27 protein-coding genes and 1 pseudogene are annotated in these 26,306 nt (G+C 74.3%); 12 read left to right on the top strand and 16 right to left on the bottom strand.

Annotated features, from left to right (window positions below; translation table 11 throughout):
• The first annotated feature begins 212 nt into the window (after window positions 1–212).
• Window positions 213–866: a TerD family protein gene (locus HUT16_RS32925; RefSeq protein WP_176191660.1), complete on the top strand. Its 654-nt coding sequence runs from the start codon at window positions 213–215 to the stop codon at window positions 864–866.
• Window positions 867–950: 84 nt separating this feature from the next.
• On the opposite strand, the gene HUT16_RS32920 is transcribed toward HUT16_RS32925, so the two are convergent.
• Both HUT16_RS32920 and HUT16_RS32915 read right to left on the bottom strand, forming a co-directional pair.
• Window positions 951–1,700 carry a CbtA family protein gene (locus HUT16_RS32920; protein ID WP_176191659.1) on the bottom strand — a complete coding sequence of 250 codons (750 nt, stop codon included), beginning with the start codon at window positions 1,698–1,700 and terminating at the stop codon, window positions 951–953.
• A 24-nt stretch (window positions 1,701–1,724) separates the two neighbouring features.
• A complete protein-coding gene (locus HUT16_RS32915; protein WP_176191658.1) occupies window positions 1,725–1,943 on the bottom strand; it encodes a CbtB-domain containing protein in 219 nt (72 codons plus the stop codon).
• Between the two features lie 280 nt (window positions 1,944–2,223).
• Between HUT16_RS32915 and HUT16_RS32910 the strand changes: the two genes are divergently transcribed.
• Window positions 2,224–2,784 (top strand): histidine phosphatase family protein, encoded by a 561-nt coding sequence (locus HUT16_RS32910; RefSeq protein ID WP_254898100.1) that lies wholly within the window; start codon window positions 2,224–2,226, stop codon window positions 2,782–2,784.
• 315 nt (window positions 2,785–3,099) lie between these two features.
• Complete coding sequence (locus HUT16_RS38810) at window positions 3,100–4,089, top strand: response regulator (RefSeq protein WP_254898099.1); 990 nt, start codon at window positions 3,100–3,102, stop codon at window positions 4,087–4,089.
• 97 nt (window positions 4,090–4,186) lie between these two features.
• Here the strand turns inward: HUT16_RS38810 and HUT16_RS38805 are convergent.
• Window positions 4,187–4,384 (bottom strand): annotated as a pseudogene (locus HUT16_RS38805) (carbohydrate-binding module family 20 domain-containing protein); the annotation flags it as partial.
• A gap of 344 nt (window positions 4,385–4,728) precedes the next feature.
• On the opposite strand from HUT16_RS38805, the gene HUT16_RS32900 reads away from it, so the two are divergent.
• Complete coding sequence (locus HUT16_RS32900; protein WP_176192992.1) at window positions 4,729–7,062, top strand: excinuclease ABC subunit UvrA; 2,334 nt, start codon at window positions 4,729–4,731, stop codon at window positions 7,060–7,062.
• A gap of 100 nt (window positions 7,063–7,162) precedes the next feature.
• On the opposite strand, the gene HUT16_RS32895 is transcribed toward HUT16_RS32900, so the two are convergent.
• The 3 genes from HUT16_RS32895 to HUT16_RS32885 all read right to left on the bottom strand — a co-directional run bounded on the left by HUT16_RS32895 (window position 7,163) and on the right by HUT16_RS32885 (window position 10,116).
• On the bottom strand, window positions 7,163–8,476 hold the full coding sequence (locus HUT16_RS32895; RefSeq protein WP_254898098.1) for a hypothetical protein: 1,314 nt from the start codon (window positions 8,474–8,476) through the stop codon (window positions 7,163–7,165).
• A 90-nt stretch (window positions 8,477–8,566) separates the two neighbouring features.
• Window positions 8,567–9,799 (bottom strand): hypothetical protein, encoded by a 1,233-nt coding sequence (locus HUT16_RS32890; protein ID WP_176191655.1) that lies wholly within the window; start codon window positions 9,797–9,799, stop codon window positions 8,567–8,569.
• A 44-nt stretch (window positions 9,800–9,843) separates the two neighbouring features.
• Entirely contained in the window at window positions 9,844–10,116 is a 273-nt protein-coding gene (locus HUT16_RS32885; protein WP_176191654.1) for a hypothetical protein, read from the bottom strand.
• Between the two features lie 358 nt (window positions 10,117–10,474).
• Between HUT16_RS32885 and HUT16_RS32880 the strand changes: the two genes are divergently transcribed.
• The 3 genes from HUT16_RS32880 to HUT16_RS39480 are packed head-to-tail and all read left to right on the top strand — an operon-like array spanning window position 10,475 to window position 13,690.
• Window positions 10,475–11,383, top strand: coding sequence for a hypothetical protein (locus HUT16_RS32880; protein WP_176191653.1), 909 nt, complete (start codon window positions 10,475–10,477; stop codon window positions 11,381–11,383).
• Complete coding sequence (locus HUT16_RS32875) at window positions 11,383–12,738, top strand: hypothetical protein (protein WP_176191652.1); 1,356 nt, start codon at window positions 11,383–11,385, stop codon at window positions 12,736–12,738. The genes HUT16_RS32880 and HUT16_RS32875 overlap by 1 nt, the downstream gene beginning before the upstream one ends.
• A 46-nt stretch (window positions 12,739–12,784) precedes the next feature.
• On the top strand, window positions 12,785–13,690 hold the full coding sequence (locus HUT16_RS39480; protein ID WP_176191651.1) for a hypothetical protein: 906 nt from the start codon (window positions 12,785–12,787) through the stop codon (window positions 13,688–13,690).
• Window positions 13,691–13,762: 72 nt separating this feature from the next.
• Here HUT16_RS39480 and HUT16_RS32865 read toward each other — a convergent pair whose 3' ends face one another.
• The 5 genes from HUT16_RS32865 to HUT16_RS32845 all read right to left on the bottom strand — a co-directional run bounded on the left by HUT16_RS32865 (window position 13,763) and on the right by HUT16_RS32845 (window position 17,081).
• Window positions 13,763–14,749, bottom strand: a complete 987-nt coding sequence (locus HUT16_RS32865; protein ID WP_176191650.1) for a hypothetical protein — start codon at window positions 14,747–14,749, stop codon at window positions 13,763–13,765.
• A complete protein-coding gene (locus tag HUT16_RS32860) occupies window positions 14,746–15,576 on the bottom strand; it encodes a hypothetical protein (RefSeq protein ID WP_176191649.1) in 831 nt (276 codons plus the stop codon). Before HUT16_RS32860 ends, HUT16_RS32865 begins: the two co-directional genes overlap by 4 nt.
• A gap of 431 nt (window positions 15,577–16,007) precedes the next feature.
• Window positions 16,008–16,307 carry a DUF2316 family protein gene (locus HUT16_RS32855; protein WP_176191648.1) on the bottom strand — a complete coding sequence of 100 codons (300 nt, stop codon included), beginning with the start codon at window positions 16,305–16,307 and terminating at the stop codon, window positions 16,008–16,010.
• A gap of 122 nt (window positions 16,308–16,429) precedes the next feature.
• Window positions 16,430–16,687, bottom strand: a complete 258-nt coding sequence (locus tag HUT16_RS32850; protein WP_176191647.1) for a hypothetical protein — start codon at window positions 16,685–16,687, stop codon at window positions 16,430–16,432.
• A gap of 16 nt (window positions 16,688–16,703) precedes the next feature.
• Entirely contained in the window at window positions 16,704–17,081 is a 378-nt protein-coding gene (locus tag HUT16_RS32845) for a helix-turn-helix domain-containing protein (RefSeq protein WP_176191646.1), read from the bottom strand.
• 73 nt (window positions 17,082–17,154) lie between these two features.
• Between HUT16_RS32845 and HUT16_RS32840 the strand changes: the two genes are divergently transcribed.
• A complete protein-coding gene (locus tag HUT16_RS32840; protein ID WP_176191645.1) occupies window positions 17,155–17,808 on the top strand; it encodes an NADPH-dependent F420 reductase in 654 nt (217 codons plus the stop codon).
• Between the two features lie 191 nt (window positions 17,809–17,999).
• On the opposite strand, the gene HUT16_RS32835 is transcribed toward HUT16_RS32840, so the two are convergent.
• Complete coding sequence (locus HUT16_RS32835) at window positions 18,000–18,422, bottom strand: hypothetical protein (RefSeq protein ID WP_176191644.1); 423 nt, start codon at window positions 18,420–18,422, stop codon at window positions 18,000–18,002.
• A gap of 73 nt (window positions 18,423–18,495) precedes the next feature.
• Window positions 18,496–19,479, bottom strand: coding sequence for a TIGR01777 family oxidoreductase (locus tag HUT16_RS32830; RefSeq protein ID WP_176191643.1), 984 nt, complete (start codon window positions 19,477–19,479; stop codon window positions 18,496–18,498).
• Between the two features lie 120 nt (window positions 19,480–19,599).
• Between HUT16_RS32830 and HUT16_RS32825 the strand changes: the two genes are divergently transcribed.
• The 3 genes from HUT16_RS32825 (at window position 19,600) to dmpI (ending at window position 21,564) form a co-directional block, all read left to right on the top strand.
• On the top strand, window positions 19,600–20,235 hold the full coding sequence (locus HUT16_RS32825; RefSeq protein WP_176191642.1) for an SMI1/KNR4 family protein: 636 nt from the start codon (window positions 19,600–19,602) through the stop codon (window positions 20,233–20,235).
• A 94-nt stretch (window positions 20,236–20,329) separates the two neighbouring features.
• On the top strand, window positions 20,330–21,280 hold the full coding sequence (locus tag HUT16_RS32820; RefSeq protein WP_176191641.1) for a LysR family transcriptional regulator: 951 nt from the start codon (window positions 20,330–20,332) through the stop codon (window positions 21,278–21,280).
• A gap of 101 nt (window positions 21,281–21,381) precedes the next feature.
• Complete coding sequence (dmpI, locus tag HUT16_RS32815; protein ID WP_176191640.1) at window positions 21,382–21,564, top strand: 4-oxalocrotonate tautomerase DmpI; 183 nt, start codon at window positions 21,382–21,384, stop codon at window positions 21,562–21,564.
• Window positions 21,565–21,649: 85 nt separating this feature from the next.
• Here the strand turns inward: dmpI and HUT16_RS32810 are convergent, their stop codons facing one another.
• Both HUT16_RS32810 and HUT16_RS32805 read right to left on the bottom strand, forming a co-directional pair.
• Window positions 21,650–22,054: a hypothetical protein gene (locus HUT16_RS32810; RefSeq protein WP_176191639.1), complete on the bottom strand. Its 405-nt coding sequence runs from the start codon at window positions 22,052–22,054 to the stop codon at window positions 21,650–21,652.
• 133 nt (window positions 22,055–22,187) lie between these two features.
• On the bottom strand, window positions 22,188–23,126 hold the full coding sequence (locus HUT16_RS32805; protein WP_176191638.1) for a carbohydrate kinase: 939 nt from the start codon (window positions 23,124–23,126) through the stop codon (window positions 22,188–22,190).
• Window positions 23,127–23,509: 383 nt separating this feature from the next.
• On the opposite strand from HUT16_RS32805, the gene HUT16_RS32800 reads away from it, so the two are divergent.
• Window positions 23,510–25,369: a cellulase family glycosylhydrolase gene (locus HUT16_RS32800; protein ID WP_176191637.1), complete on the top strand. Its 1,860-nt coding sequence runs from the start codon at window positions 23,510–23,512 to the stop codon at window positions 25,367–25,369.
• Between the two features lie 88 nt (window positions 25,370–25,457).
• Here HUT16_RS32800 and HUT16_RS32795 read toward each other — a convergent pair whose 3' ends face one another.
• On the bottom strand, window positions 25,458–26,306 hold the full coding sequence (locus HUT16_RS32795) for an SAM-dependent methyltransferase (RefSeq protein WP_176191636.1): 849 nt from the start codon (window positions 26,304–26,306) through the stop codon (window positions 25,458–25,460).

Below are 26,306 nucleotides of genomic sequence, written 5' to 3'. Positions count from 1 at the left end.
GCACCCGGCTGCGGCCCGCCGGAGTGCGTCCGATGGCGCAGCGCACACGGCGCGCGCCCGCCGGCAGGCCGGTTCGTGTACGCCGGGTGCGGCCGGTGCCGCGCGCTCCAGGTGCCTGGGTAGGGTGTCCGGACACCCGGCCCCGCCGCGTCCGCGCCCGCCCCGGGCCCGTCACGGGCCGTCACGTCCCCCACCGCGCCCCGGAGGCCGCCATGACCGACCCCGCCCCGCCGCCCGTCGTGCTGACCAAGGGTCAGAGCGGGCGGATCAGCCTGGCCAAGGACGCGCCGGACACCGAGATCACCTGCACCCTGACCTGGCGCGGCCGGGAACGGGGCGGGTCGGACCTCGACCTGTTCGCGATGTACGTCCCGGCCGACGAAGTCTCCGCGGAGCCCGGACCGACCACCGCGGCGGTCGACTTCCGCCACCCCGGCGCTCTCGACGCCGCGCCGTTCCTGCGGCACAGCGGCGACTCCACCGCCGCCGGCACCGAGAGCGTGGTGCTGCGCAACCCGGCCGCGCACGGCTACGTCCTGCTGTGCGTGTACTCGGCGGTGTCGAACGGCGCCGGTTCGCTGCACTCCTACCGGGCCGAGATCACCGTCACCGACCACGCCGGGCAGAGCGTGACCTGCGCGCTGGCCAACGACTCCGCCCACTCGTACTGGTGCGCCTTCGCGCTGATCGACCTGACCGACCCGCGGGGCGTGCGGATCCGCAACGTGGAGTCCTACTCGAAGCGGGGCGGCGAGCGTTCGCCGCTGCTGTACGCGGACGGCACCTTCGCGATGGACAAGGGCCCGCTGCGCTTCAAGGGCGTCCTCGGCTGGCTGACCCGCAACTCGAAGCCGCTCACCACCTGATCCCACCGGCCCGCCCCGCCCGGAGCACGCCGGAGGGCCGGTCCGTGCCCCGGGTACGGGGTGCGGACCGGCCCTCCGGGACGGCTAGCTGGCGGCGGGGACGGCCGTGGCGGGCGTCCGGACCGGCTTGGGGAGCAGCAGGCGCTCGGCGAGGTGGCCGAAGAGCAGGCCGAAGGACAGCCACAGGGTGAGCTGGATGGCCAGGGCCGCGGTGCGGAACTGCCAGAGCAGGGTGGCGGAGAAGTCCGCGGGGACTTCGTTGACGGCGGGCAGCAGGACGTACCCGAGGCCGATCAGCACGGCGTAGCCGAGGCCGGCGGCCAGGGTGGCGTTCCAGTTGCCCAGGCGCGGGGCGAGTTGCCGGCCGGCCACCACGGCGGCGACGGCGAGCAGCACGCTCAGCAGCATCATGAGGAAGTACAGGGTGGTGCGGTGGCCGATGGTGTCGGGGTCGCCGACGGAGGGCGGGTTGGCCGGGTACTTGAGGAAGGGCACCAGGTACACCGCGACCAGGGCCGCGCCGGAGAGCAGCAGGGCGGTGGCGCGGGGGCCGATGCGGCCGGTGCGGCCGAGGGCGAAGCAGTAGGCGAGGGCGGCGATGCCGCCGAGCGCGATGCCGTAGATCAGGATGCCGGTGGCCAGGCCGGCGGTGGACTGCAGGGTGCGGCTGACGAGTTCCTCGCCGTGTTCGTGGGCGTGGGAGTCCTCGAAGGCGATGGCGGCGTCGACGCGGGGCTCGCCCAGCAGGTAGGCGACGATCAGGGCCAGGACGCCGGCGCCGAGTCCGGCGAGCATGCCGCGCACCAGCAGGTTGCGGACGGTGTGGGAGTTCATCTCAGTGGTTCGCCCGTTCCCCGGTCAGTGGCAGGGGAAGCCGAGCAGGTGGCGTCCGTCGTGGACCCACTCGTGCACGGACTCGCCGGAGATCAGCGAGGTGGCGCCCTGTTCGGCGCCGACGAAGTACAGCAGGGTCAGCAGCAGGACGCCGAAGAACAGCGCCCAGGGCGCGATGTCCCGGACGGACAGCGGGGTGAGGGCCGGCGTGGTGACGGCGGCGGGCGCGATGGGGTGAGCCATGGCGGGGTGACCTCCTTTGCGGGAACTCGCGTCCCGGTCGTGTGGAGCAGGAAGACGACGGAGGCGGGTCTGACTCCCCCGGACGGGCCTGCCCGCCCGGGGTGCACAGTGGCGCGACCGTGCCGGATTTGCACCGGACTTCCACGCGCCGTCGTCGATATGAGGTTGTTCGCCGAGAAGGTACCGTTCCCGGACGCACCCCGCCAGGGGCACGGCGCCCCGAGGTGTCGGTGCGTGCACGGATGATCCACTGGAGGGAGGGCCTGTGACGGTCCGGGTGATGTTGGTCGCACCGGTGCTCGGCGCGGCCGGGCGCGAGGCCCGGTTCGGGGACGGCTCGGCGCCCTCGGACGCCGAGCTGGCCCCGGCGCGCGCCCTCGCCGCGCCCCGGGCCGACCGCGTCCTGGCCGCGCCGTCGCCGCGCTGTCGGCGGACCGCCGGGGCGCTCGGCCTGGCGGCGGAGGCCGAACCCGCGCTGGCCGACCTGGACCCGGGCGGCTGGCGGGGGCGTCCGCTGGCCGAACTCGCCTCCGGCGAACCGGAGTCGGTGGCCGCCTGGCTGTCCGATCCGGAGTTCGCCCCGCCCGGCGGGGAGTCCGTCGCCGCGCTGCTGGCCCGGGTCGGCGGCTGGCTGGACGCACTGCCCGCCGGGGCCGGCCGGGTGCTCGCCGTCGCCGAACCGGCCGCCGTCCGGGCCGCCGTGGTGCACGCGCTGGCGCTGCCGCCCGCCGCGTTCTGGCGGCTGGACGTCGCCCCACTGACCGCCACCTCGCTCAGCGGGCGCTCCGGGCGCTGGAACCTGCGCTGCGGTGCACCGCTGACGGCCCGTCAACTCACTTGAGCGACAGGCGGTTCGGCGGTGGCGGAGGCCGCCGGGGCGCGCCGCGCGGGCGCACCGCCCCGGCCGGGCGGGGCGGTGCGCCTCCGACCGCCCCCGAACCGTGACCTGACCGGGCGTCAATTCGGCTCCCGGTGACGTATGGTCTCCGTCTCGGCCGGTCGCGATCGCGGGTGATCACGACCGTCGCTGCCGTGCGGCTGGATGCTGCCCGGGGGGCGGGGCCGGGTCGACCGGAGCAGGCGGAGGTAGACGGGTGCGGGTTCGGATGCGGGTGCCGGGGCGGCCGGTCGCGGTCCTCCCGGCGGGGTGCGGCCGGTGACGGCCGTCGACGGCCTTCCGCCGCTGGACGCCGGACTCGGTGCGGAGCTGCGGGAGTTCACCGGGGAGCTGCGGGCGCTCTTCCTCGGCCTCGGGCCGGCGGCGGACGCGTTCGCCGCCCGCTGCGGGACGGACCCGGAGGTGCTCGCGGACTACCTGACGGCCGTCCGCGTCCCGCCGTGGGAGTTCGTCGAGACGCTGCTCGACGCCGTACGCGGGAGCGCTCCCAGTCCGGTCGTCCGCGAACGGCTGTACCGGTCGCGGATGGCGGCGCTGCGGGTGGCCCGGCCGATCGGCCGGGCGGTGTGCCAGCTGGAGGGCCAACTGCACGCCGCCGAGCGGGAGATGAGGCAGGCGGAGGAACGGGCCGAGCAGACCGGGCAGGCGCTCGCCGAACTGGACGCCGCGGACCCGGCCGGGGCGGGACGCGCCGAGCTGCTGGCCGAGGAGTACGACCGCGCCCGCGAACAGTCCGCCCGGGCCGGCGCCCGCCGCACCCTGCTGCAACGCCAACTCGCCCTGGTGGAGCGGCAGCAGGGCACCTCCGCGGCGCCGCCCGCGCCCACCGGGGCGGAGCCCGGCGACGGCCCGCCGCCGAAGATCCTGCTGGTGGACGACCGCCGGGAGAACCTGGTCGTCCTGGAGGCGCTGCTCGGCTCGCACGGCCACCAGCTGGTCGCGGCGACCTCGGGGCCCGCCGCGCTGCGGGCGCTGATGGAGCCGGACGGCTACGCCGCGATCCTGCTGGACGTGCAGATGCCGGGCATGGACGGCTACGAGACCGCGGCGCACATCCGCAGCCGGGCCCGGACCCGTGACATCCCGATCGTCTTCGTCACCGCCATCGGCAGCGAGCCCGACCACGCGGCGCGCGCGTACGCGGCGGGCGCCGCCGACTTCCTGCCCAAACCCGTCGACCCGTGGGCGGTGCGGGCCAAGGTCGCCTCCTTCGTCGAACTGCACCACGCGCGCCACCCGGGAGCCTGACCGCCCGGCAGACCGGCACACCGTCCCGCATGCGGAACATCCCCCCACGGGGGTCCGGACGGGCCGTCAGGCCGGGAAGCGGCGCGGCCGTCCCGGAGGCGCCGGTGGTGTGGCTGCGGTTGGCGCCGCCCTCCCAGGTGACGTGCCCGGCCGCGCCCTTGGCCACGCACTTGTACTCGAAGGCGGTGTCGGCGGGCAGTTGGACGCTGCCGCTCCACACGGGGTAGGCGGCCGGGGAGAGCGCGACGGCCGCGTTCGGGTCCCAACTGCCGAGCTGCGGCAGGGAGCCGACCATGTTGGCGTACCGGAAGCCGGAGTAGACCTGCGGGGTGCCGTAGCCCTCGAACGCGGCGGGCGCCAACTGGCCGCTGCCGCCCGGGAAGATCTCCCAGGGGTGGCCCGCCACCGAGATCGACTCCTGCGGCGGGGCGACCTGCACGGGCGCGGCTCCACGGACGGACACAGAAATCCGGTAGCCGACGCGGCGAAAAGGTATATGCCTCGCCACCATCCACCCGGCTCACTCCCCACGGACGGAAAACTATTCCCGCAGCTTTCAGCGAGGTGCCGCTCCCCGCCCCGCGCCCGCCCCCGGGTTAGCGTGACGCGGTGAACCACAGCGAGATCGACGACGACGGCATGGTGCGGGTGCGCGGCGCCCGGGTGCACAACCTGCGCGACGTGACGGTGGCGGTGCCGCGCGGCGCGGTGGTCGCCTTCACCGGCGTCTCCGGCTCCGGCAAGTCCTCGCTGGCCTTCGGCACCCTGTACGCCCAGGCCCAGCACCGCTACCTGGAGTCCGTCTCGCCCTACGCCCGCCGCCTGCTGCGCCAGGTCGAGGCCCCGCAGGTGGACGCCGTGACCGGCATGCCCCCGGCCGTCGCCCTGGAGCAGCGCCGCTCCGTCCCCTCCTCGCGCTCGACGGTCGGCACCATCAGCACGACGTCCAACCTGCTGCGGATGCTGCTCTCCCGCTGCGGCGACTACCCGCCGGGCGCGCCCCGCCTGGACTCCGACGCGTTCTCCCCGAACACCCCGGCCGGCGCCTGCCCCGAGTGCCACGGGCAGGGCGTGCTGCACCGGGTCACCGAGCGCTCGCTCGTCCCGGACGACTCGCTCTCGATCCGGCAGGGCGCCGTCGCGTCCTGGCCGGGCGCCTGGCAGGGCAAGAACCTGCGCGACGTCCTGGGCACGCTCGGCCACGACCTGGACCGGCCCTGGCGCGAACTGCCCGCCGCCGAACGGGAGTGGATCCTGTTCACCGACGAGCAGCCGGTCGTCACCGTCCACCCCGAGCGCGAACCCGGCCGGGTCCAGCGCCCGTACCGGGGCAAGTACAGCAGCGCCCGCCGCCTGGTCCTCAAGACCTTCGCCGAGTCGCGCAGCGAGGCCGCCCGCACCCGGGCCGCCGCCTTCCTGGAGCAGTCCGTCTGCCCGCACTGCCACGGCCACCGGCTGCGCCCGGAGGCCCTCGCCGTCACCTTCGCCGGCCTGCCGGTCACCGGCCTGGCCGCCCTGCCCGCCACCCGCCTCGCCGGCCTGCTGCGCCCGTACACCGCCGGGGGCGGCCCGGCCGCCCTGATCACCGCCGACCTCGCCGACCGCCTCACCGCCCTGGACCGCCTCGGCCTCGGCTACCTCTCGCTCGACCGGGCCGCCCCCACCCTGTCCACCGGCGAACTCCAACGCCTGCGCCTGGCCACCCAGTTGCGCTCCGGCCTGTTCGGCGTGGTGTACGTCCTGGACGAGCCCTCGGCGGGCCTGCACCCGGCCGACACCGAGGCGCTGCAGCAGGTCCTGACCGAGCTGCGGGCGGCGGGCAACTCGGTGTTCGTGGTCGAGCACGACCTGGCGGTGGTGCGCGGCGCCGACTGGCTGGTGGACGTCGGCCCGGCCGCGGGCTCCGGCGGCGGACGCGTCCTGTACAGCGGCCCGGTGGAGGGCCTGCGCGCGGTGGACGCCTCCGCCACCTGCCGCTTCCTGTTCGACCCGCCGCCCCCGCCGCCGTCCCGCGGCCGCACCCCCACCGGCGTACTGCCGCTGCGCGGCGTCACCCGGCACAACCTGCGCGGCCTGGACGCGGACGTGCCGCTGGGCGTGCTCACCGCCGTCACCGGCGTGTCGGGGGCGGGCAAGTCGACGCTGCTCGCGGCGGTCGCCGAAGCCGCCTCCTCGGCCGACGCGGGCCACCGGGTGGTGACCTTCGACCAGACGCCGCTGGGCCGCACCCCGCGCTCCAACCTGGCCACCTACACCGGCCTGCTGGACACCGTGCGCAAGCTGTTCGCCGGCACCGCGGAGGCGAAGGCCCGCGGCTACGGCGCGGGCCGGTTCTCCTTCAACGTGGCCGCCGGACGCTGCCCGACCTGCGAGGGCGCCGGGGCGATCGAGGTCGAGCTGCTGTTCCTGCCCACCGCCTGGAGCCCCTGCCCGGACTGCCGCGGCAGCCGCTACAACCCGCAGACCCTGGAGATCGCCTACCGCGGCTCCACCGTCGCCGACGTCCTCGCGCTGACCGTCGACCGGGCCGCCGCGTTCCTCGCCGACACCCCGGCCGCCGCCCGCGTCCTGACCACCCTCCAGCAGGTCGGCCTCGGCTACCTGCGGCTCGGCCAGCCCGCCCCCGAGCTCTCCGGCGGCGAGGCCCAGCGCGTCAAGCTCGCCGCCGAGCTCCAGCACGCCCGGCGCCGCCGCACCCTCTACCTGCTGGACGAGCCCACCACCGGCCTGCACCCCGCCGACAGCGAGCGGCTCACCGCCCAGCTCCACCGCCTGGTCGACGCGGGCGCCACCGTCCTGGTCGCCGAACACGACCTCGACCTGATCGCCGGCGCCGACCACGTCATCGACCTCGGCCCCGCCGGCGGCGACGCCGGCGGCCGCATCCTCGCCACCGGCACCCCCACCACCGTCGCCACCTCCCCCACCAGCCGCACCGCCCCGTACCTGGCGGCCCGCCTCGGCCTCCACTGACCCGCCGACCGTCCGGCCCCGCCGGCACCCCGCCCCGGCAAGGACGTTCAGGGGCCCGCGCAGGCGTCGCGCGGGCCCCTGAACGTCCTTGCCGGGGGGCTCAGTTGGCGAGGCTGAAGTCTCCGCCCACCGGTGCGGCGATCTTGTCGACGCCGGTCAGCGCGGTCAGCGTGGTGACCGGGGTGCTGCTCTCGGTGGTGGTGCCGTTGCCGAGCTGGCCGGAGCCGTTGGCGCCCCAGGAGCGGACGGTGTTGTCGCCGAGCAGTGCGAGGGTGTGCTCGCGGCCGCCCGCGACCAGCTGGACGCCCTTGATACCGGGCACCGGGACGGGCGTGATCCGGTAGTCGGTGGTGCCGTCGCCGACCTGGCCGGAGGTGTTCTGCCCCCAGGCCTTCAGCTTGTTGTCGCTGTCGGTGACGGCCAGGCTGTGGTTGCAGCCCGCGGCGATCTGCGAGACGCCGCCGAGCCAGATGCCCTGGGTGTCGACGGGCGTGTACCGGTTGATGGTGCTGTTGTCGCCGAGCTGCCCGGTCGCGTTGTAGCCCCAGGACTTGACGGCGTTGCCGCTGGTGGGCTTGGTGCCGCCGCTGGGCGGGCCGACCAGGGCCAGGTTGTGGTTGCAGCCGGCCGCGATCTTGGTGACGCCGGTGAGCCCGCCGACCGGGGCGGGCACGTTGCGGCTGGCCGAAGTGCCGTCGCCCAGCTGCCCGTTGATGTTGTAGCCCCAGGCCCAGACGGTGCCGTCCTCGCGCAGCGCGAGGCTGTGGTTGAGCCCGGCGGCGATCGCCACCACCTTGTTGAGGCCCTCGACCCGGACCGGGACGCTGCTGTCGCTGTTGGTGCCGTTGCCGAGCTGCCCGTAGTTGTTGCGGCCCCAGGCGACCACGGTCTGGTCGTCGAGCAGGGCGAGGCTGTGCCAGCCCCCGGCGGCGACGTCGCGCGCGGTGGAGAGGTTGACGACCTGTCCGGGCGCGTTGTGGCTGAACACGCTGCCGTCGCCGAGCTGCCCGGAGCCGTTGGCGCCCCAGGACTGCACGGTGCGGTCGGTGAGCAGCGCCAGCCCGTGCCCGGTGGCGGAACCGCCGCCACCGGCGGCGATCTTGACGACCTCGGCGCTGGTCAGGCCGAGCACGGTGGTGGCGGTGGTGCGGAAGTCGGTCCAGGTGCCGTCGCCGAGCTGCCCGGAGCGGTTGTTGCCCCACGCCTTGAGCCGCTTCTCCTGCGCGTGCGCGGTCCCGGCGGGCACGGCGGCCAGGCTGAGCGCGGTGAGCGCGGCCAGGCCGGCGGCGAGGGCCGGGCGCAAGGCGGGACGCGGGGCCGGACGCAGGACGCGACGCAGGACGCGACGCAGGGCGGGCCGCAGGACGGGCCGCAGCCGGGAGCGGCGGGCGGCGGCGGTCTGAGTGGACGTCATGGAGTGCCTTTCCTCGGTTCCTCGGCCGGGACCGGCGCCTCGAACGAACGGGCCCGGCCCCGCGGAGGGGGCGGTCAGCGCGCGAGGCGGTCAGCGCGCGAGGCTGAAGTTGCCGTTGCTCGGCGCGGAGATCAGGGAGACGCTGCCGGACTTGGCGAGCACCTGGACGGGGGTGTTGCGCTGGGTGGTGGTGCCGTCGCCGAGCTGCCCCTTGTCGTTGAGGCCCCAGGCCTGGACGGTGCCGTCGGCGAGGACGGCCAGGTTGTGCGCGGAGCCGGAGGCGATCGCCTCGATGCCGGTGACGCCGGGGACGGGCACGCTGGTGTTGCGCTGGGTGGTGGTGCCGTCGCCGATCTGGCCCTTGTCGTTGGCGCCCCAGGCGCGCAGCGTGTGGTCCTGGAGCAGGGCGAGGCTGTGACCGGCGCCGGCGGAGAGCGCGACGACGTCGGTCAGCTCCTGGACGGGCACGGGGTAGGGCTTGTTGACGACGGTGTCGTCGCCGAGCTGGCCCTTGTCGTTGAGGCCCCAGGCGTACACCTCGCCGTCGGCGAGCAGGGCGAACGCGTGGCCGGCTCCGGCGGCGATGCCCTTGACGGTGGTGAGGCCGGGGATGGTCATCGCGGTGGTGCGGGTGGCGGGCGTCGGCGCGGGGACGGGCGCGGTGGAGCTGACGGGCAGCGGGGTGACGCCGAGCTGGCCCTTGTCGTTGAGGCCCCAGGTCTTGACGGTGCCGTCCTTGAGCAGCGCCACGCTGAAGGCGTCCCCGGCGGCGATGGCCTTGACGTCGGCGAGCCCGGCGACGGTGACGGGCAGGTTGGTGTTGACGATCGTGCCGTCGCCGAGCTGGCCCTTGTCGTTGAGGCCCCAGGCCTTGACGGTGCCGTCCTTGAGCAGGGCGAGGGCGTGCGCGCCGCCCGCGGCGACGGCCTCGACGCCGGTCAGTCCGGCGACCAGGCCGGGGACGGCCGCGTCCTCCTTGGCGTCGGTGACCCCGTTGCCGAGTTGCCCCTTGTCGTTCTTGCCCCAGGCTTCGACGGTGCCGTTGCCGAGCAGCGCGAGCGCGAACCCGGCCGCCGTGGTGCCGCCGGCGGCGATGCCGTTGAGTTCGGCCCCGGCCATGCCGACCACCGAGACGGGGGTGAGCCGCTGGGTCTTGGCGCTGCCGTCGCCGAGCTGCCCGCTGGCGTTGTTGCCCCAGGCGCGCAACCGCAGGTCGTACGCGGAGGCGGTGCCGGCCGGCAGGGCGGTGGTGCACACCAGGGTCAGCCCGGCCACCATCGCGGGCAGGGTGACGGCGGGCAGCTGGCGCAGCTTGCGGTGCATCGGTGGTTCCTCCATGGACGTGCGGGACGGTGTGCGGCGGGACGTCAACGGGACGGTGTGCGGGGGACGGCGCGCTGGACGGGCCCGCCCTGGGCGAGCCGTCCGGGCGGGGGCTGGGCGGGGTAGGTCTTGTCGACGGGCCGGTGCGCGACGGGCGGGGCGCTCTGCGGTGCACTCTGCGGGGCGCTCTGCGGTTCGGGGCGGGCACCCGGCGCGGCGGCCGGGGTCGCGGCGGCCGGGGTCGCGGCGAGCAGGCAGGCGAGCAGACAGGGGGCGGCGGCCGCGAACAGGGCGGCGCTTCGGGCGTGGGATGTCATCGGTGCCTCGTGATCACGGTCGGGCGCGGCTCGGCACGGCACGGGTGGCGTGCGGCGGCGGTCCGACTCCGGTCGAATGCGAAGTCGAATCCGAATCCGAAGTCGAAGGTCGAAGGTCGAAGTCGAGAAGTGACGATCCGATCGTCGGAATGCCTAACCGCGCGCCGCCGGGTTCGTGCGGGTGCGGACCGCTTTCCATGCCAACGGCGCAGTGGATCCTTCGCCCACCCCCCGTTCGGTCCGCCCTCGGTTGCGGTGCGTAGTCGATCCGCCCAGCATGGCCAGGGATCTTGATCGTCGGAAGTCTCGACCAGCCATCAACCGATCGGCCCCGTAGCCGAGTTCAGGGAGGCACCCGTTGCTCCGGACCTCACCGGCCAGACTCCTGGCCATCACCCTCAGTAGCTGCTGCGCCCTCGCCGTCCCGGCTCCGGCGGGCGCGGAGGACACCGAGCCGGCCGTGGTGGTCAATGGCGCCTTCGCCTCCCCGCAGGTCCCGGTCGGGCAGAGCTGGGCGTACCTGGCCATCGACGGCTGGGAGGGGCCCGGCCTGCTCTCCGCCGCCCGGGCCGCCCATCCGCAAGGCCACCAGGCCGCCTTCCTGGCCACCCCCGACGCGGCCGTCCCGCTCAGCACCCGGCTGCGCGCCGTCAGCGCGGGCGCCACGGTCACCCTCAGCTGGGACGACAACCCCGACACCTGCGCGGCCAAGGGCACCGCCAAGCGGACGTACACGGTGTCGGTCGCGGGCGACGCCAACCAGCCGGGCGGCTTCGCCACCAACGAGCCCACCGGCCGGGCGAACTGGTTCGTCGGCCGGTCCTACTCCTTCACCGCGGCCGAGGACGCGCCGAAGGTCGTCTTCACCTTCGACGCGTCCAACCCGAACCCCGGCTGCCAGCCGTCGATCACCAACGTGGCCGCCCGGCAGACCGCTTCGAAGGCCCCGCCGAAGGGCACCGCCGACCCCTGCGCGGGCGACGCCGCGGGCGGCTCCCAGTGCGCGGACGTCGGCGCGGCGAAGGGCGAGATCGCCAAGTGCCCGGCCACCAGCCGGGACTGCCTGAGCAGCGTCGCCGGGGACGGCCGGCAGACCAACGACGGCATCGCCCAACAGACCACCGCCGTACCGGACTTCGGCGACATCCCGCGCGACGAGAGCCCGGACGCCGCCGCCCAGCACCTCTGCCCGCAGTCGAACGCGCTCATCGACGGCCTCCCGCCCGCGTACCTGGTCATCCCGCCGAAGCAATGGGGTCAGTGCTGATGCTCCGTCAACTCCCTTACGCCGCAAGCTCGATGCTGCTGGCCGCCGCGCTCGCCCTGACCGCCCCGCCATCCGCCGCGCACGCCGCCGACACGGTCGACGCGACCGTCCCGAACGGCACCTTCGCCGACCCGGTCGCCCCCGACGACGGCACCCGGGCCGGACACGCCGGCTGGTCGCCGGACGGCAACGGCGTGGTGTTCGGCAAGGGCCTGGCCCAGCACCCGCAGGGCTACCAGGCGGCCTCGCTGAACTGGAACGGCGCGCCGCTGACCATGCGCACCCGGCTGTGGGGCGTCAGGAAGGGCTCCACCGTCACGCTCACCTGGGACGACAGCCCCAGCACGTTCAAGGGCTGCACGCCGGAGCAGGTCAAGAACGGCCAGACGTACAACGTCTCGCTGATCACCGACGGGCCCGCGCCGGACCCGCAGGTCACCACCAGGGGCAGCGACACCGTCGGCACCGCCAACTGGACGGCGGGGCGCGCCTTCTCGTTCACCGCGACCGAGGACAACCCGATGGTCTCCTTCGACTCGGCGGAGCCCGCCGGGTCGATGTCCTGCGGCCCGTTGATCACCAACGTGGCCGCCAAGCAGACGCCCGCGCCGGTCGACCAGAAGGTCCGCAAGGAGCAGCTGCCGCCGCCGAAGGCGTACCGGGGCAACGACCCGCTGGAGCCGGGCGTGGCGGTGGACGACTGCGAGGGCTCGCCGACCACCTGCACGTTCACGGTCGACCAGCGGTACTCGTACCAGTACTACGGGCAGACCCGGATCGTCGGCGAGGTGTACCTGAACTGCACCCGCAACGCGATCACCGACGACCGCAGGCTGGAGGTCACCGAGCCGCCGTACGACAGCCTCACCCAGTACTACGCGCTCAAGGGCGCGCCGCTGCTGCCCAGCCGCTCCGAACTGGCCAAGAGCCGTCCCAACGTGGCGAGTCAGGTCGAGGCGGGCTTCGGCGTGGCGGGCGGGAACACGGCGGCGGTGTCCACCAGCAACCCGCTGACCTGGACCCGGACCACGAACAAGCCACTGAACCCGGTGATCCAGCCCGGCGAGGTGAGCTGGATCGAGGTGCAGCCGGCCCGCGAGCGGGTGACCGGCTCGTTCACCAACTCCCGCAACGGCTACCGGCTGGACGCCACCTTCGACGTCCCGGCGACCTCGCTGCCGGACCGCTACTACCAGCGCACCGGCCCGCTCAGCGAGGTCGAGCTCCAGCGCTGCGGCGCCGCCCGCCCGACCGCCGGGACGCCCGACAACACGGCCGGCCCGGACAAGCGGCTGACCCGGGTGGACCCCCCGCCGCCGGGCCTGGCCACCCGCTCCGTCCCACTCACCCCCTGAACCCCCTCCCGCTGCCCCCTCCCGCTGCCCCCCCCTGGAGCCCACCGTGCCGCTCACCCGCCCGCTGGCCGTCCCGCTCGGAGCCGCCCTCGCCCTAGCCCTCCCCCTCGCCGCACCGTGGCCGGCCGGGGCGGCGAACACCGACCCGGTGGCGGTGGCGAACGCGACGTTCTCCTCCCCGACCGTGCAGTCCGGCAACTGGACGGCCGGAGTGGACGGCTGGACCGGTCCCACCGGGGTCGCCTCCGTCGACCGGGCCGCCCATCCCAAGGGCCTGCAGGCGGCCACCCTGGGGTGGAACGGCGTCGCCGTCTCGCTCAGCACCCGGCTGCGCGGCGTGCGGGCCGGCGCGAACGTCACCCTCGTCTGGGACGACAACCCGGACTCCTGCGTCACCTCCGGTGCCGGCCCGCGCACCTACACGGTGACCGTCGCGGGCACGGCCAACCCGGTCGGCGACTTCACCACCAACGCCCCCGCCGCGAAGGCCGACTGGTACACCGGCCGCACCTACTCCTTCACCGCCGCCGAGGACTCCCCCCATGTCACCTTCACCAACACCGCCACCAGCAACCCGGGTTGCGGCGAGCTGATCACCAACGTGCAGGCGTTCCAGACCCCGCCGGAGCCCACCTCCCCCGGCTCGTCCGACCCGTGCGCGGGCGAGGGCGCGGGCAGCCCGGCCTGCACCACCGACGCAGGCAACAAGCAGCAGATCGAGAACTGCCCGGCCACCAGCCGGGATTGCCTGGCGGGCGTCGCGGGCAAGGGCGAGCAGGAGAACGCCGGGATCGCCCAACAGACCCAGGCGCTCGACGAGTTCACCAACACCCCGCGCGACCAGGACCCCAACACGGCCGCCGACGCCCTCTGCCAGGTCTCGAACGCCCACACCGGCAACCTCCAGCCGGGCGACACCGTCATCCCGCCCGGCACCTGGTGGTACTGCTGACCCGCGACGGGAGGGCGCCTGGCCCTCGCCCCCACGGTGGTTCCCGTGGGGGCGAGGGCCCGGCGCTGTCGGTCAGTCGGTGCGGACCCACTCCTGCCCGTCCGCCAGCAGGTAGCGCGCCGACGGGCGCCGGTCGGCCGGGTGCGGGGCACCCTCGTACACGGCGCCGTCCGACAGGCCGCGCTGCGGGCGCAGGGTCAGGCAGATGTCCTTGGCGTTGAAGGTCTGGGCGACCACGGTGCTGATGTTGGTGCTGGACGGGCTGGTCACCAGGATGTTCTTCACCGTCGTGCCGGTGCCGTCGACCGACAGCACGCCAACCGTCCTCGTCATCGCGCCGAGCATGCCGAACTGCAGTTCCTCGCCGATGCCGACGGTGAACTTCACCTGCGTGCTCTCGGTGTTGGTGCGTTTCCACTCGTGCGAGTAGGTGGCCTTGAAGGCCATCTGGAAGGCCGCGGTGGCGGTCAGCTTGAGCTGGCCGGAGCCGGTGACGCTGCCGCTGACGGTGGTGTTGGTGCCGTTGGTGGTGTCGGTGTTGGGGCCCTTGTCCTTGGGCGCGGTGGTGTCGGTGTGCGAGGTCTCGGTCTTGTTGGAACCGGCCGCCGTGCCGGACACGTTGGTGGTGTTGTCGATGGTGCCCTCGATGGTGGCGGAACCGGAGATCTCGCCGGCCAGGTTGTCGGTGGCGCTCGACTCCAGCACCACCGTCCGGTACACCGTGATCTTCTTGTTGGTGCAGTTGATGACGGTGTTGCCGACCGAGACCACGGCGGCGGTCCGCTCGGCGGTCAGCCCGGGGATGAACCGGAACCCGCAGCCGTAGTCGCGCCCGCAGCCGCGCACGACGGCGGCGGCGTCCGGCAGCGGCCGGTCCCCCTCGAAGGCCTGGGCGACCAGTTCCTCGGCGGCCTGCTGCGAGGGGGACTGTTGCATGGGGGAATGCTCCACGGGGGCCTGCTGTACGGGGGTCTGCTGCGCGGTCGGCTCCTCGGCGGACGCGGCGGTCGGGCCGCTCAGCACCAGCAGCGCGACGGCCAGCGCCGCGCCCCGCTTCACCGCTTGCTCCAGGTGCCCTCGGCGGTGCGGGTGTGCACGGCGTCCGGCACCCGTCCGGGCGGCTCCGGTGCCACCTCCACCGGGCCCGGTCGCGGCACCGCCCGACCGGGCGGGCGCAGCGACAGGCAGACGTCCGGGCGGGAGAAGGTCTGCGCGACGATGGAGCTGCTGGTGGCGATGGACGGGCTGTCCACCACCACGTTCTTGATGAACCGGCCGGTGTGGTCGACCGACAGCACGCCGACCACCCGGGTGACGGCGTTGATCGCGCCGAACTGGATCTCGTCGTTGGCGGAGACGGTGAACACCACCCGGGTGGTCTCCCGGACGGTGGCCTGCCACTGCTTGGAGTAGCTGGCCTGGAAGGCGAGTTCGAAGCCGGCCTTGGCGCCCAGGTGGAGGGCGTTGGAGCCGGACACCGTGCCGGTGGCGTTCGTGGTGTTCTGGAACTTGTCCTGGGTGGTGGGGCCCTTGTCCTTGTTCGGCCCGTACTGGACGGTGCCGTTGACCAGGTCCGCGGCCAGGCTGCCCTGCGCGGAGGCGGTGACGGTGGTGTCGATGCTGCCGGTGACGGTGGCCTTGCCGGAGATCGAGCCGCTGATGTTGTCGGTGCTGCTGCTGGCCACCGTCAGGGTGCGGTCGATCTCCATGTCGTCACCGGTGCAGTTGATCGCCGCGTTGCCGACCGAGGCGACGGCGCTGCCGAACAGCCCGACGACCCGGTCGGTGACCCGGAACGTGCAGGTGCCCGGCTGGTCGCACTGGGCGGCCACCTCCTCGGGCGAGGCCAGCCTGGTGCCGCCGTCGTAGGCTTCGGCCGCCGGCATCGGCGGCAGCGGCGCGAGTCCGCCGGACTCGGCAGACCCGGCAGCCTCGGACGGCTCGGCAGACCCGGCAGACCCGGCGGCCCCGGACGGCTCGGCCGTCGCGGCCGCAGCAGCGGACGGCACCAAGCCGCCCAGGACGACTATCCCGGTCAGCGCGGCCCCCGGCGCCAGCGCGGCGCACCTGCTGATCCACCTGGCCGTTCGCGCCGTTCGCGCCGTTCGCGGGCATGCGGAACCAACCACGGACGTGCTCCTCACTCGTCGACGACCCCCGGGGCCGAACCGTCCGAGCGGACACCGAGCCCGCGGACGGCCCCCCGGCCCCATCCTCCGCGACCTTCGGATCGCAGGCGAACGGTCGGTCGTCGCGGGTGCGCCATTCGATGGCACGTCACCCGGTGGGACGTCAAAGGGCGCCCAGCGGTGGCGGATCAGGCCCGGCGCGGGGCCTTGCGCAGCGGGAACCAGCGTTCGGCGGCCGCCCGCGCCTCCTCGGTGAGCACGGTGTACGGGACGGGTTCACGGCCCGCCGCGCGCACCAGGTCCTCCAGGTGGTCACGCAGCAGCCACACGTCCTCCGGGTCCGCCCCGGCGACACCCAGCACCTGCGCCAACTGCCCACCGCCGAAGCCGAGTTCCGCCCCGGCTCGCTCCGCATCGACTCCGGTCAGCTCCAGGTTGGCCCGCAACTCGGCGGCGGTACGGGCCCGCTCCTCGGCGTTCAACGACACGATGGCCCCTCTCCGGGCGAATGACTGGACGACTGCACGACTGCACGACCGGACGGACAGCCACCCTCTGCCCGGCCCTGCCCCCGCATGCTACCGAGGCGCCCGCCGCCGGGGCGCCGCCCTCACTCCTCGGCGCGGCGCCGCCGCCGGTACTCCGCCAGCCAGCCGCGCACCTGCTCCTCGTCGTGCAGGTACGGCTCGCCGGGGCCGTGTCGCAGGTCGATGCCGTGCAGCAGGTCCAGCGCCCACCAGGAGGTCTCGTCCCGCTCCCGCGCGTCGTCCGCCAGCATCCGGCCGGCCCAGCGGTCGACGGCGTCCCGGTCCGCGGTGCCGTCCGCGACCCCGGCGAGCCGCCGCTCGATCCCGTCCTCCCCCGTCACGCCCGCTCCTCCCCCGTCACGCCCGCTCCTCCCCCGCCGCCTCGGCCGCCTCGGCCGCCTCCTGGGCGGCCATCACCTGGTCACCGTACGCGAAGGCCCACGCGCCGAAGGCGTCGATGGCGGGCAGCAGGGTCCGTCCCAGCGCGGTGAGTTCGTAGGCCACGCCGGTGCTCCCGGGGCGCGGCGGGTGGCGCTCGACCAGGCCGTTGTACTGCAGGCGGCGCAGCGTCTCGGTGAGGACCTTGGAGCTGATCCCGCCGATCCGGCCGCGCAGTTCGGCGGGACGGCACGGGCCCTCGCGCAGGGCCCAGAGCAGCACGGCGTTCCAGGTGTTGGAGAGCAGGTCGAAGGCGAGGCGGGCGCGGCAGTCGGCGAGCAGTCGGTCGGCGGTCACGTACCGAATGGTGCCCGACCGCCTCCCTAGGCTCGAATCCGAGGTCGAGAACTCTTGGAACGGGAGACAGTCGATGAGGATCGGCATTCTGGGCACGGGCAACATGGCGGACGCGCTGGGCACCCACTGGGCCCGGGCCGGGCACCGGCTGACCGTCGGCGGACGCGACCTGGCGAGGGCCGGGCGCCTGGCCGACCGGATCGGGCACGGGGCGCGACCCGGCGACCTGCGGGCGGCGGCGGACGCCGAAGTGGTGCTGGTCGCACTGCCGTTCGGGGTCGGCGCAGAGGTGGTCGGGGCGCTCGCCGAACCGCTCGCGGGGCGGACCCTGATCGACTGCGCCAACCCCGTCGGCCCCGGCTTCCGCCTGCTGACCGGCCACGGCCCGTCCGCCGCCGAACAGTTGGCGGCGGCGGCACCCCGGGCCCACGTGGTCAAGGCGTTCAACCTCTGCCACGAGGACGTCTGGCGGATGCGCCCCCCGGTCTTCGACGGCCGCCCGCTCGCCGTCCCACTGTGCGGCGACGACGCCACCGCACTGGCCCGGGCCTCCGAACTGGTCCGCGACACGGGCTGCACCCCGTTCCCCGCCGGCGGCCTCGACCGGGCCAGCCTGCTGGAGGCCACCGCAGCCCTCTTCATCGGCCTGTGGGTCGGCGACGGCGCCGACGCCCAGGCCATCGCACCCCCGCTCGCGTACGCGCACGGACCGGCCGACAAGAACTGACGGTCCGTCAATTCCCCTACTCGGCAAACCCTGAACCGTCAGCCAACAGTCGCAATCCGTCCAGGAGTTCGCGCGCGTACCGGCCCTCCGGGGCGACCTCCTGGACGGTCCGCCGGGCCGCCCCGGACCGATCCGTCGCGCCGGACACCCGAACGCCCGCCCGGACCCTGAACGGTCGAACCCCGAACGGTTCAGACGGCGCGCAGCAGGTGGTCCGTCGGGGCATAGTCGATCTTCCAGTCTGCATAGACCCCCGACGCACCGTCCCGCAGGCAGCGCAGGCCCACCGTCACCCATCGCACCGATCCATCGGCGGTCAGCGAGAACGCCACTGCCGCCTCGAACTCGTCTCCCCCGCACGGGCATTCGGCCACTCCGGGTTCGGCCTCCTGCCACACCTCCGCGCTGTCCGCGAGGAACGCCCGCTCCTCGCAGCGGACGCACTCCCGCCCGGCGCACCCCTGGGTGTCGTCCACCCAGACGGTGAACGCCCGTCCGCCGCAGCCCTCGCACACGCACCCGGCGAGCAGCACGGGCCGGTACTCGGCGGCCTCGCGCAGGCACGCCGCGAGCTCCGCGGAGACGGCCGCGCCCTCCCACTGATCAGCATCCACCCGCCCATCCTGGCAGCACCCCCGGACACCCGGACCCGCCCGGGCCCGCCCGGACCCGCCGGGCCCCATCGGGTCAGGCGGCGCCGGCCCGGGCCGGGGCGGGCGCCCCCGGGCGGTGGAGCGTCCGGCGGCGGGCGACCAGTTCGCGCGCGGCGTCCGCGCACTGCGGGAAGTCGAAGGCGAAACCGGCGTCCAGCAGCCGGCCGGGGACCACCCGGCGGCTCTTCAGCAGCAGTTCGGTGTCCGACCGGAGCGCGAGGGCTCCGAGTTCGGCCATCCAGCGGGTGGCGGGCAGGCCGACCGGCACGCCGTTGGCGCGCCGCAGCTCCCGCATCAACTCCCGGTGCGGGAGCGGGTTCGGTGCGGCCAGGTTGACCGGGCCGGACAGCTCCTCCCGCTCGACCAGGAAGCGCACCGCCCGGACGAAGTCCCGCTCGTGGATCCAGGAGACGTACTGCCGCCCGCCCGCGACCGGCCCGCCCAGGCCGAACCGGACCAGCCGGGACAGCACGTCGAAGACACCGCCCCGGTCCGGGCTGAACACCATCGCGGCCCGCAGCGCCACCTTGCGGGTGTCCGGCGTCCGGGCCTCGTCCTGGGCGGCCTCCCAGTTCCGGGCGATCCGGACGCTGTACTCCCAGTAGTCCGGGACGCCCGGCTCGGCGCCGCCGATGACACCGGTCGCCTCGTCGTTCGGGGCGTCGTAGCGGTGCGCGTACACCGTGGCGGTGCTCATCTGCAGCCAGACCCGGGGCGGGCGCGCGGCGGCGGCGATCGCCTCGCCGACCACCCGCGCCGAGTCCACCCGGGAGTCCATCATCTGCCGGAGGTTCTCCGGCGTGTAGCGGCAACTCACCGTCCGCCCGGCCAGGTTGACCACCACGTCGGCACCGTCCAGCTGCTCGGCCCAGCGGCCGAGGGTCCGCCCGTCCCAGGCCACGTGGTGCGGGGCGGTCGGTGTCCGGGTCAGGATCACCACCTGGTGCCCGTCGGCGCGCAGCGCGCGCTCCAGCATCGTGCCGACCTGCCCGGTCCCGCCGGGAATCACGTACTTCACGGGAACGAACGTATACCGAACACTGAACACGTTCAATTCCTGCCCCCGAGATTCCCCCACCCGCCCCCGCACGCACCCCCTCCCCTCCACCCGTCCGAGCCGCCTGCTATCCCTGTGCCCGTGAACACCGAACAGCCGGAGCCGACCGAGCTGGCCCTCCTGCGCGACGCCTTCGGCCCCGACGCCACCGACACCACCGCCGCCCTCGGCTGGGCGGCCGTGCACGCCTTCGAGGCGCGGCACGGCGTCGTGCTGCCCGAGCCGTACCGCACCTTCGTCGCCGAGATCGCGGACGGCTCCCCCGACGGCCCGCCCGCCCACGGCCTGGTCGGGCTGGCCGAACTTCCCTCCGACTGGGGCGACGGCCGCGCCGCCCGCGACCTCGCCCGCCCGTTCCCGCTCACCGCCGCCTGGCTCTGGGAGGACGACGAGGAGACCCCCGAGGAGGAGTTCGACGCGCGCCTGGCGCAGGTCTCGAACGACGGGTCGGTCGTCCTGGGCACCGACGGCTGCGGCATGTACTGGCACCTCGTCGTCACCGGCCCGCACCGCGGCCACGTCTGGCTCGTCACCGACGTCGGCGCGGCCCCGTTCGGCGCCGGGTTCGACCACACCACCGCCGCACCCGGCTTCGCCGGCTGGGTCGCCCACTGGCACGCCGGCCGCCCGTGGTTCGACGCCGCCCCGAGCTCCGGCCCGGACGGAGAACCGAACGCGGCCCCGGACGCCCACCGGTCCCCGGACCCCGTCGCCTGACACCCCCCGCGCCCCGGCCTCCTCCCGGCTGCGACCATGGTCCCGCCGCCGACCGCACCGGGACGCCGGGGGCGTCGACGGCAGGAGGAACCACGTGGAGCTACGGCAGTTGCGCTGCTTCGTCGCCGTCGCGGAGGAGTTGCACTTCGGGCGGGCGGCCGAGCGGCTGCTGCTCGGCCAACCCGCCGTGAGCCAGCAAGTACGGCGGCTGGAACGGGAGTTGCGGGTCGAGCTGTTCGACCGCTCGCCCCGGTACGTGCGCCTGACACCGGCCGGTGAGCGCTTCCTGCCCGCGGCCCGGAACGTGCTGGCGGCCGAGGACGCGGCCCGCGCCCTCGCCGCCGACCTGGCCGCGCCGACCGTGCTCCGGCTGGGCACCGTCGGCGGGCTCGGGGAGCGGCTGGACGACATCCTGGACGCCTACCGCCGCCAGGCCCCGACGGTGCGCGTCGAACTCCACTCCGAGCCCGTCCGGGAGCGGTTGGCCCGTCTCGCGGACGGCCGGCTCGACGCCGCCTTCGTCCGCGGCGCGGTGCCCGGCGGCGACGAGCTGCGCTACCTGCCGCTCTGGCAGGACGAGTTGGTGATCGCACTGCCGGCCGGGCACCCGCTGGCCGAGCAGCCGGAGGTCGACCTCGCCGAACTCGCCGGGCTACCCCTGCTGTTGACCGAACGGCGCAACCACCCGACCCTGGTCGACCTGGTGACGGACGCCTGCGAACGGGCCGGCTTCCGGCCGCTGTTCGGGCCGCCGCACAGCACCCTGCAGAACACCCTCGCCGCGATCGGCGCCGGTGCCCCGATGTGGACGGTGGTGTACGCGGCCACCGCCCGGATGACCCACGCCCGCCGGATCGCCTTCCGCCCCTGCCGCACCCCGCTGGCACTGCCGATGTCGCTCGCCGTCCGGCGCTCCGCCCCGCCGCCCCGGCTGCTCCTGGAAGCCTGCCGCCGGACGCCCGCCCCCGCTCCGGACCAGGCACCGGCCCCGACCACGGCCCCGGCCCCGGCCCCGACCCCGACCAGCGACGATCAGGATTCGTGATCGCTGCGAGAGCGAATCGGGTCTGGGTGCGGCCGGCCGAATCCGGTGGACTGGTGTCAGCCGGAAGGACCGGCACGCAGGACGGACACCAGGAGTCGAAGATGCCGATCGTCACCATTCAGCAGGGCCCGCGCGGGATCGAGCAGAAGCGCGAGCTGGTCGCACGGGTCACCGAGGCCTTCGTGGCGGCCCTGGAGTGCCCGGCCGAGAGCGTCCTGGTCTGGATCCAGGAGTATCCGGCCGAGAACTGGGGCAAGGCCGGCAAGCTCACCGCCGACCAGTAGCACCACCGCCCCGGGCGGTTCGCACCCCCGCGAACCGCCCGGCCCGCCGACTCACTGCACCGCCGACTCCCACTCCCCCATCTCCTCACTCGCCCGGCGGCCGCACCCAGGGCGCCCGCCGCTGGCCCGGTTCCAGGTGCTCCCGCCAGTACCGGAAGACCGCCCCGGTTTCGATCTCCAGCCGCCGGGCGGCGATCAGTCCGGTGGCCGGTTCCACCCCACCGACGTCGCACTCGAACGCGACCAGCACCTCCGGCGGCCCGCCGACCGCCCGGACCACCCGCTCCGCCTCCTGCGCCGTCGCGGCGCGGAACACCGGGTCGGAGAAATCCTCCGGACACTGGACGAACACCGGTCCGTGGAAGCGCAGTTCGAGCCCGTGGTGGTACGACAGGTCGTAGTCCGCACCCAGCACGAACAGCTCCGGCCCGGTGGACACCACGTCCCAGTCCCACCAGGAACCCGTCGGCAGCTCCGGCACCACCAGCATCACGTTCCCCCTTCACCGGCTCGAACCACCAGCCCGAGCCACCGTCCCATTCAACCCGGCCCGACCCGTCCGTCCCGTCCGTCCCACCCCTGCCGCCCCAGTTCGCTCCGCCTCGAACCGAACTGACGCAACGTCAGAGATCTTCGGCCCAAGGCGGGTTGGCGCCTGGAACGGCGACCGTCCGGGCGGCGACCCGGGTGGCGAAGCGGCAGGCGCGCTCCAGGTCGTCGGGGGTGAGGGAGTCGAGCCGACCGCCGAGGTGGCCCTGGACGGCGAGGGAGTGCAGCAGCCCCGCGGTGAAGGAGTCGCCCGCGCCGACGGTGTCGACCACCGGCGTCACGGGCGCGGCCACCCGGACCCGCCGACCGTCCAGCGAGGCGAGTGCGCCGCGTTCGGCGAGCGTCACGACGACCAGCCGGACGCCCGCCGCGTGCCAGTGGTCGCAGGCGTCCTCGGGGGTGACGCCGGGCAGCAGGACGTGCAGGTCGTCCTCGCTCAGGCGCAGCAGGTCGGCCAGTTCGCACCAGCGGCCGAGCCGCTGCCGGTAGGTCTCGGGGGCGACCAGCAGGGTGCGGACGTTGGGGTCGACCGACACGGTGGCGTACGGGCGGGCTTCGGTGAGCAGGTCCTCGATCCGCGGGCCGCCGGGGTCGCGCACCAGGGCGAGCGAGCCGGTGTGCAGGCAGGCCGATCCGTCGTCGCGGGCGGTGGCCAGTTCTTCGGGGGTCCACTGCCAGTCGGCGGTGCCCTCCGCGTGGAAGGAGTACTTGGCGTGGCCGTCGCCGTCGAGCGCGGCCAGCGCCAGGGTGCTCGGTTCGGCGGCCGCGACGGTGCCCGCCAGGTCGACGCCGGAGCCGCTCAGGTGGCCGCGGAGGAGTTCCCCGAACGGGTCGGCCGAGATCCGGCCGACGAACCGGGTGGGCGTGCCCAACCGGGCCAGGGCGACCGCGGTGTTCGCCGGGCCGCCGCCGGGCAGCACCCGCAGCGCGAGTTCCCCCGCTCTGGCCCCGTCGCGCTCGACGAAGGCGTCGGCGACGCACTCCCCGACCACGGTGATCTGCCGACCCGCCATCGCAACCAGCCTCCCAACAGGACGAACGCACATCCGGCGGTCCGGACTCCATCACTGCGGCCCGCCCGTAGTCAACGCGCGGCCCGCCTCCCCGGTCACCCCGCCGTACCGCCGTCCGCCCGATGTACGTTTCAGCATGGCGTGGCGGACGACCCTCATCAAGTGGGAGCGCTCCCAATAGTCTTGACGACACCAAGGGAGGTCTGGCTTCATATGGCAAGCCCGCAAGGCCGAGAATGGGAGCGCTCCCGGACATCCCCCCACCACGACCGGGCCGCCTCCCCCTCCCCCACCCGCGGGGCCGACCACCGGCACCACGAACGTCTCGGACCACCCCACCCCCACCGGACGCCCCCACCCGCGTCCAGAGAGGAACGAGACCCATGCGCCTACGACTGCGCCGACGCCTGACGCGCCGACTGGCGGGCTGCGCCGCGGCCCTGGCCGCCGCGCTCGTCACCACGCTGACCGCCCCGGCGGTCCCGGCGGCCCAGGCCGCCACCACCGGCACGAGCACCGCCGGTACGAGCACCGCCGCGGCCGCCGCCACCGCGGGGGCCGGGTACTGGCACACCAGCGGCCGACAGATCCTGGACGAGGCCGGGAACCCGGTGCGGATCGCGGGCATCAACTGGTTCGGCTTCGAGACCTCCAACTACGTGCCGCACGGCCTGTGGAGCCGCGACTACAAGTCGATGATCGACCAGATGAAGTCGCTGGGCTACAACACCATCCGCCTGCCGTACAGCGACGACATCTTCAAGGGCACCTCCCCCAGCAGCATCAACACCTCCAGCGGGATGAACGCCGACCTGGTCGGCCTCAACTCGCTCGGCGTGATGGACAAGCTGGTCAACTACGCGGGCAGCATCGGCATGAAGGTCATCCTGGACCGCCACCGCCCGGACTCCGCCGGGCAGTCGGCGCTCTGGTACACCTCCGCGGTGCCGGAGTCGACCTGGCTGGCGAACCTCAAGTCGATCGCCGCCCGGTACGCGAACAACTCCGCCGTGATCGGCATCGACCTGCACAACGAGCCGCACGACCCGGCCTGTTGGGGCTGCGGCGACACCGCCACCGACTGGCGGCTGGCCGCCCAGCGCGGCGGCGAGGCGGTGCTGTCGGCCAACTCGAAGCTACTGGTCTTCGTCGAGGGCGTGCAGAGCTTCAACGGCAGCTCGTACTGGTGGGGCGGCAACCTCCAGGGCGCCGGGCAGTACCCGGTCCAACTGAGCGTCCCCAACCGGGTGGTGTACTCGGCGCACGACTACGCGACCAGCGTGGCGCAGCAGACCTGGTTCTCCGACCCGAGCTTCCCGTCGAACATGCCGGGCGTCTGGGACAAGAACTGGGGCTACCTGTTCAACCAGAACATCGCACCGGTGTGGGTCGGCGAGTTCGGCACCACGCTCCAGTCCACCGTCGACCAGGCCTGGTTGAAGGCGCTGGTGCAGTACCTGCGGCCGACCGCGACGGCGGGGGCGGACTCCTTCCAGTGGACGTTCTGGTCCTGGAACCCCAACTCCGGTGACACCGGCGGCATCCTGAACGACGACTGGACGACGGTCAACACGGTCAAGGACAACTACCTGGCCTCGATCAAGGCCCCGGGCTTCGGCTCCGGCGGCGGAACGGGCGGCGGCGACGTCCAAGCTCCCTCCGTACCGGGCGGGTTGACCGTCTCGGGCACCACGGCGAGCAGCGTCTCGCTGTCCTGGACGGCGTCCACCGACAACACCGCCGTCACCGGCTACGACGTGTACCGCAACGGGACGAAGGTCGCCTCGACCGCCTCGCCCTCGTACACCGACAGCGGGCTGAGCCCGGCGACGACGTACAGCTACACCGTCCGGGCGAAGGACGCGGCGGGCAACGTGTCGGCGGCCTCCGCGGCGGTGACGGCGACCACCGCGACGAGCGGCGGCGGGACGAACGCCGGATGCTCGGCGGCGATCAGCCTGAACGACTGGGGCAGCGGCCTGACCGCGACGGTCACCGTCACCAACACCGGCACCACCGCCGTCAAGGGCTGGCAGGTGAGCTGGACGTGGCCCACCAGCCTGCAGATCAGCAGCAGTTGGAGCGCGAACGTGACCCGCAGCGGGCAGACCGTCACCGCGACGAACCTGTCCTACAACGGGGCGCTGGCCCCGGCGGCGTCCACCTCGTTCGGCGTCCAGGCGACCCGGACCGACGCCTCGGCCGCGGCCACCGCGACGGCGGTGTGCACCGCGACCTCCTGACCGGTCCGCACCACCCCTGTCGCACCACGCGTTCACCGCCGGCCGGTTCCTCCGGTCGGCGGTGAACGCGCTTGTGCGCGGGCCCGGTTCAGGCCGTCCGGCAGGCCTCCAGGAAGCCGGCGCCGTCGAAGCCCCCGACGGGCGGGAGTTCACGCCCGAGTCCGGCGGCGAACCCGTCGATGGCGGTGAATCCGGTCTGCCAGCCGTGCGCGTCCAGCCAGTCGATGGTGCCGGACCCGAGACCGCCGCGCCACAGCGCGGTCATCTCGGCCAGCCCGGCCTCGGCGCGCACCCCGGACACGTCACGCCCCTGCTCGGTCAGCAGGCGGCTGCCGGGCGCCGACAGCCCGCCGACGGCGGTGAGGAGCGCGGCCGCCTGCTCGGCGTCCAGGTACACCAGCAGCCCTTCGGCCAGCCAGACGGTGGGCTGCCCGGGGTCGAACCCCGCCGCGAGCAGCCGATCCGTCCACCCCGGATCGGCCAGGTCCGCGGGCAGCGCGACGCGCTCACAGGCCGCCTCGGCCCCCCGCTCGTCCAGCACCCACTGCTTGAAGTCGAGCACCGCCGGCAGGTCGACCTCGAACAGCCTGGTCCCCGACGGCCACTCCAACCGGTAGGCCCGGGTATCGAGCCCCGCCGCGAGCAGCACCACCTGCCGGACCCCCGCCGCCAGCAGCCGGTCGTCGTAGAACCGGGTACGCATGATCCCCCGCGCCACCAGCAGCCGAGCCAGCGGCCCGGTCGGCCCCTCCGTGGGCAGCGGAGTACCGGAAGCCTCGATGAACGCCAGCGCGTAGGGGTCGGTGAACAGCGGCTCCGGCCGACTGCTCTCGTAGGCCCGGACCCGGGCCACCGCGAGCGCGGTGCGGGAGACGGGGCTCAGCTGCGCGGCGCGGTGTGCGCCGGGAGCGGGATCGGTGGACTCGTTCGTCGTCAT

This window comes from Kitasatospora sp. NA04385 (genome assembly GCF_013364235.1).
GTDB lineage: Bacteria > Actinomycetota > Actinomycetes > Streptomycetales > Streptomycetaceae > Kitasatospora.
The sequence above is the reverse complement of the archived record's forward strand: the minus strand, read 5'-3'. Positions and strand labels throughout refer to the sequence as shown.